Here is a 6,040-nt window from a genome sequence, read left to right as displayed (position 1 = left end):
AAAAATGAACTTCTTTCTATAAATGACACAAATTTTTCGTTTTGGGGGCATTATAAAATTTAAACTTGATAGCGATGGGGGTGAGCCACAAATCCGTTTACGTGACTCTGATGAAATTGCTGATGCTGCAATTCCGTTAGCCTATTTACAACAGTATATTTCAGATGCTGTTATTGAGAAGAAAGAAACAGCAGAAGTAATTGGTAGAGCTTTAAATGAAGAGGACTTAAAAGAATATGTGCAAACAATATATCAAATATGGATTTCTCAAGACGCAGATGTGAAGAAACGTGGAATTCTTTCGTTATACGGAATGTATAGTGACGACAAAATGGTCGACATACTTATAAAGCAAATTGATGAATGGGTGCTTCAAATGAGAGGAAAGATAGCAGCGGATGCCGTTCGTGCTTTAGGTTTGTCTTCATCTAAGCTTGCACTTATGTCTATTCATGCAATAGCATTTAAATATAAACATAAGCAAGTACGTAATGCAGCAAAAGAAGCGCTAAGTCTTGCTGCGAAAACACGTGGTATAACAGAGGAAGAGCTGGCAGATCAATTGGTGCCGGACCTTGGCTTTACTATACATGGTGAAAAAATAATTGATTTCGGGAATCGAAGTTTTACTGCCATTTTAACTACAGAGTCAAAAATTGAATTAGAGACAGAAGAAGGAAAACGTATGAAGTCACTTCCAAAGCCGAATGCAAAAGATGATGTAGAAAAGGCTGAAGAGGCTAAAAAAGAATTAGCCTCTTTAAAGAAGGAACTCCGAAATACTCTTTCCATGCAAAAACAACGATTGGAAACGGCACTTTCATTAAAGCGTTATTGGTCACATAATGCATGGAAGTCTGTATTTATGGATAATCCAATTATGAAGCAATTTTCTATTTCACTCATTTGGGGTGAGTATAAGGAAGGGAAGTTGCTGAAGGCATTCCGTTATGCAGAAGGTGGCGTGTACTGTACAATTGACGGGAAGAGTTATGAACTTTCATCTGGCACTGTTATTGGTTTCGTTCATCCGTTAGAATTGTCTGGGGCGGAGAAGGAATTATGGAAAGAGCAATTAGAAAGTGCGGGAATTGTTCAGCCGTTCCTACAAATTGAGCGTCCAGTGTTTGTAGTAGAAGAGAATGATGAGAGTGCTATTGAGAGATTTGGCGGTATTTTACTAAATGGTCGTTCGTTATTCGGTAAGATGACGAAGCTTGGATGGATCCGTGGGTCTGTTCAAGATGGCGGTGTGTATTATACATTTTACAAAGAAGATACTCGTACCGGATTAGGCGTGCAATTGTCATTTAGCGGAGCGCCGATTGGTTATGAAGATGAAGAAGATGTATGTGTATTTGACATTCAATTTTATAAAGCAGGTACAGTGAATCGTGGTTCATATGAATACGATGAGATTGATGATGAAAGACGCATTGTACCAAAAGAAGTAGATAAACGCTTCTTTAGTGAAATGTTATATGATGTGCAAGTAGCGACAGATTCAAATCTTGGGCATAATGAAAGTTGGCGTAGCGAACGATAAGAAAAACCCCCTTCATTGGTAGGAAAATGAAGGGGGTTTTTCAATGTTTCAAAAGGTTCTTTCATAATAGAAGCGAATTAGGGGGAAGAGGATTTTTATCCTTTTAGAAGGGATTGGTATCATGATCAAATAGATGATTTATCATACGACTACACTGAATACAGCGGGAATAGAAGGGGAAATGTTAACGTTACAGCCACGGTAATGATAGAAAAGACTTTTACTATATGTAAGAGTCTCTTTTTTTGTAAACGCGACAAAATTTGACAAAAAAATTTGCAGGAACTTGTTATAATTTCTGTTGGAATATTTTGTTTAACGAGAAATGGGTGTATAGCGTAAAAGATTTCGATGTCATACAAATACATTTTTTGTTTTACATTCAAGGATTTCATAAGAGAAGAATTACAAAAATGAATGACATGGAGAAGTCATAGGGGGAGAGGAGATTTAGCATGAGTATTAAAGTAATAAGAGCAACAGGGGTAATGGGAGGAGCAGCAAGAGTTGCTGTAAAGGTAGATAACGAAGTAGTAATGAAACTTGAGAATAACGAAGAATATACGCTTCCTTTTGAATTAGATGAAGCGAATATTAAAGTAAAACAATTCTTTTTTGGAAGTAAAGAAAAGAAAGTAAAGGATGGCGATGTAGTAGAAATTAAGATAAATAGTATTGCTATGCTATTACTGATGGTGTCAATGATGGCTGTTTTATTTGGTTCGTCAATTGGTGTAAATATTGTTGTTTTTGGTGTGATAGGAGCTTTAGTTACATTAGTATACGGATTGAATAACTGGTTTCGTTTAGAGGTTAAATAATTATTGTATATATATTTATTTCAGTTGATTTACTATACATGGGATGAAAATATTTTTAAGTGGGAAATGGGGAGAATCAGTATGAAGAAAATGGTTGTAATATCTAGTTTGGCGCTAATAGTAGGTTTAACAACTGGTTGTAGCAGTGAAAAAACAAGTGGACCTAAAACAGTATCTGTAAAAAAAGAAAAAGAGTTAGTAGCGAAAGATATTTTTAAAAAAGCAGCTGACGGATTAAAACAAGAGGAATATCTTACATTGACATCTCTTATGTCAATGAAGGGGAGCGGCCAATCAGAAGAAATTAAAATGAAAATACAAATGGAGCCGAAACTGAAGAATTCTAGAGCTGAAATGAAAATAAGTGGTACAGATATTGTAACGTATGAAGTAGATGGAAAGGTCGCTGCTCAAGTGAAAAACCCTGATACAGGAGAGTTAGTTACGATACCTAATAATCAATTTAATGTAAATGATGTAATGGTCAGTAAAAATTTACTTAATGAGTTAGATTTACCGGAAGCTTTGGCTAAGAAAATGAAAGCAAAGAAAGATGGAGACACATATAAACTTACACTTGAATTAAAGGGAAAAGAAGCGGTAGATACGTTACAAAAAATTAATGGAGATATGAAAAAATTAACGGAAGGATTTAATATGGATGCGTTTAACATTGAATATATAATAACAAAAGATTATAAATTTGAAGAGATGCGAACAACTATAAAAGTGAGTGAAAGTAACTCAGATAAAAAAGCTAGTACAGATAAGGAAAAATTGGATGCAGTTGTGAGTATAAAGATTGATTCATATGAAAAGTTTGATTCAATTAAGTTACCAGAAGGGATTCAATAATTTCAATCGTAAAAGGATAAAAAGGAGCGGAAATCTGCTCCTTTTTTATTTTTCCTACTATTTTTAGAAGATTTATATGAATATAGTTGAACGGCACTTCATTTTTTTCTGGAATAAATGTGAAACGTTGTATAAAATAATCAAGAAAGGCAAAAATTATAGGGGGAAAGTTGTGAAGAAAAATAAGAGTTTAATAAGTTTTTTAGGAGTGTTTATTATGTTGTTTTCTTTTTGTTTTCAAGGAAATGTACAGGCAGATGTAAATACTGTTCAATCTGGAAAAATCAAATCAGGAAACGTAACAGTATGGGAAGTTGGAAATGTAGCGAAAGTATTAGCGGATGTGGAGCGCTTAAATTTAAATACAGTAAATGTACCGATTCAAGTAGATATCCCAAATGTGACTTCTACTAACATGGTAATTAATCAAGCGCAAAAGCAACAAGCTATTATTTTAATTCAAGAATTATTAAAGCGTAATATTCAAGTTATAGTGGAACCGTTCCCATATATTCAGCAGGGGAATGTTGGAGAGACAGAATGGAACCCAAGTAACATTAATGATTTCTTCTGGAATTGGAAGACGGTTATTCTGCAAGATATTTTTAATTCCATTACAAGTAAATACAATGTGTATGGACTAAAGATTGCTTCTAATTTCGTGAATATGGAGTATGCAGAAGGATACTGGAGCGATACAATTGATTTTGTTCGTAATCAGTATAAAGGAAATATTTTGTATCAAATGAACTGGTGGTTAACAGCAAGCTGGGATCCTTCTTATGAAGAGAAGTTTATAGAGAAAATAAACCGTCCGTATTTAAAGAAGGTAGATATTGTTAGTATCGATAGTTGGTTTGAAGTTTCTGGAAAAAGAAATCCGTCATATGAAGAAGTGAAGCAAGGTTTATTTGCGACGACAGTATATAATCGTGGGCAAAATGTTGTTCAGCAATTGGAACAATTACATAATGCAACAGGAAAGCCAGTTTATTTTGGTGGATTTAACGTTCCAGCACGTGAACTTGGATTACAAAATCCATGGAATCCAGATGTTTCAAATGTGTTTTCGAAAGATGTACAATTAAATGGATGGCGTGCTTACCGAGATGTATTAGAACCGAAACCATATTTTAAAGGTTTTTCAATTTGGTTTATTGGCTCTAATGATAGTACACATGCGTATCAAATACATAGTAAAGAAGCAGAGACAGTTATTAACGGGTGGTACCGAAAATAATTTTTATAAAATAGGTAAGTTTTGAAGTTTACTACATATATTTCTAGTGAAAGGCCTTTCACCATCTTATCACCTAGGGGGCAATCATAATGAAATTTTTGTCTTACCTTACAGTAATTTTGGTGATTCTCGGCGGTTTGAATTGGTTGTTTGTAGCGTTAGATTACAATGTAGTTGAGAAATGGTTTGGTTCTATGCCGGCGCTTGTGGACACTATTTATTGGCTCATTGGTCTTTCTGCTATTTATCAAATTTTTGATCGGTTCTTCACGGACAATTAGCAATTATACTTTATTACTAGAGTGTTAAGTACGATTATGTACTTAACACTTTTTTGTATGTTTATAAAAATAGTTTGCACATGCAAGCGATTCCATTGCGTCTTGCGCCGTAATAATAGAAAACAAATTGACCACGTATTATATTTTAGGTTATAATTCAGAAAGTTTAAAAATTAATAAAAATGAGAAATAGGGGAGGTTATGAGGGTAATGGAGAGAGTCTATAATTTTTCAGCAGGACCATCAATACTCCCTTTGCCAGTTTTAGAGAAAGTGCAAAAGGAGCTTGTAAATTATAACGGGACAGGCATGTCTATTATGGAAATGAGTCATCGATCTTCTTATTTTCAAAGTATTATAGAGGAAGCGAGTAACTTACTTCGTGAATTAATGAGCATCCCTGATGAGTATGATGTTTTATTTTTACAAGGCGGTGCGTCATTACAATTTTCTATGATACCACTGAACTTAATGAATACGTATAAAAAAGCTGGATACGTACTAACTGGCTCATGGTCTAAAAAGGCACTGCAAGAAGCCGAAAAAGTTGGGGAAGTACAAGTGATTGCTTCTTCCGAGCAAGAGAAGTTTACTACGATTCCTAAACTGGACGGTTTACTAAGCGATGAAAAACTAGATTATGTACATATTACAACGAATAATACAATTGAGGGGACAAAATATGTGGATATTCCACATATAGAAAGAGTGCCGCTCGTTGCGGATATGTCTTCAAATATTTTGTCAGAACAATATGATGTTTCGAAGTTTGGTCTTATATACGCGGGAGCACAAAAAAATTTAGGACCAGCGGGCTTAACGATTGCTATTATAAAAAGAGATTTAATTGGGGGAGCAGATCGCTCTTGTCCGACAATGTTAAATTATGAAACTTACAGTAAAAATAACTCCTTATATAATACACCGCCATCCTTTAGTATTTACGTAACAAAACTTGTACTAGAGTGGTTGAAAGAGCAAGGCGGAGTATCTGCGATTGAAGAACAAAATAGAATGAAATCTTCACTTATTTATCATTTTTTAGATGAATCTAAATTGTTTACTTCACCAGTTGATCCTGCGTATCGATCACTTATGAACATTCCATTTACAACACCGTCAGAAGAACTTAACAATGAGTTTTTACAAAAAGCGAAGGAACGCGGCCTTGTTACGTTAAAAGGACATCGCTCAGTTGGCGGTATGCGTGCCAGTATTTACAATGCGATGCCAGCACACGGCGTAAAACGATTAGTAGATTATATGAAGGAATTTGAGCTTGAGAATAGATAGGGAG

The 6,040-nt window shown here is 34.7% G+C and carries 5 protein-coding genes and 1 pseudogene; all 6 read left to right on the top strand.

Features of this window, described 5'->3' with window-relative positions:
* Window positions 1-76: 76 nt before the first annotated feature.
* A pseudogene (locus tag AB6801_RS19350) lies at window positions 77-1,546 on the top strand (DUF4132 domain-containing protein); the annotation flags it as partial.
* A gap of 455 nt (window positions 1,547-2,001) precedes the next feature.
* Window positions 2,002-2,367 (top strand): hypothetical protein, encoded by a 366-nt coding sequence (locus AB6801_RS19345; protein WP_000025027.1) that lies wholly within the window; start codon window positions 2,002-2,004, stop codon window positions 2,365-2,367.
* Between the two features lie 81 nt (window positions 2,368-2,448).
* Complete coding sequence (locus tag AB6801_RS19340; protein ID WP_000738993.1) at window positions 2,449-3,222, top strand: DUF6612 family protein; 774 nt, start codon at window positions 2,449-2,451, stop codon at window positions 3,220-3,222.
* Window positions 3,223-3,394: 172 nt separating this feature from the next.
* Window positions 3,395-4,462: a glycoside hydrolase family 113 gene (locus AB6801_RS19335; protein ID WP_134995552.1), complete on the top strand. Its 1,068-nt coding sequence runs from the start codon at window positions 3,395-3,397 to the stop codon at window positions 4,460-4,462.
* Between the two features lie 89 nt (window positions 4,463-4,551).
* Window positions 4,552-4,743: a DUF378 domain-containing protein gene (locus tag AB6801_RS19330; protein WP_000670803.1), complete on the top strand. Its 192-nt coding sequence runs from the start codon at window positions 4,552-4,554 to the stop codon at window positions 4,741-4,743.
* Window positions 4,744-4,953: 210 nt separating this feature from the next.
* Window positions 4,954-6,036, top strand: coding sequence for a 3-phosphoserine/phosphohydroxythreonine transaminase (serC, locus tag AB6801_RS19325; protein ID WP_000442937.1), 1,083 nt, complete (start codon window positions 4,954-4,956; stop codon window positions 6,034-6,036).
* Window positions 6,037-6,040: the final 4 nt, after the last annotated feature.

It is taken from the genome of Bacillus sp. RCC_6_1 (assembly GCF_041360755.1).
GTDB lineage: Bacteria > Bacillota > Bacilli > Bacillales > Bacillaceae_G > Bacillus_A > Bacillus_A cereus.
The sequence above is the reverse complement of the archived record's forward strand: the minus strand, read 5'-3'. Positions and strand labels throughout refer to the sequence as shown.

Coding starts and splice junctions, on each gene's coding strand:
- AB6801_RS19340 (WP_000738993.1), top strand. CDS start 2,449: ATGAAGAAAATGGTTGTAATATCTAGTTTGGCGCTAATAGTAGGTTTA.
- AB6801_RS19330 (WP_000670803.1), top strand. CDS start 4,552: ATGAAATTTTTGTCTTACCTTACAGTAATTTTGGTGATTCTCGGCGGT.
- serC (WP_000442937.1), top strand. CDS start 4,954: ATGGAGAGAGTCTATAATTTTTCAGCAGGACCATCAATACTCCCTTTG.
- AB6801_RS19345 (WP_000025027.1), top strand. CDS start 2,002: ATGAGTATTAAAGTAATAAGAGCAACAGGGGTAATGGGAGGAGCAGCA.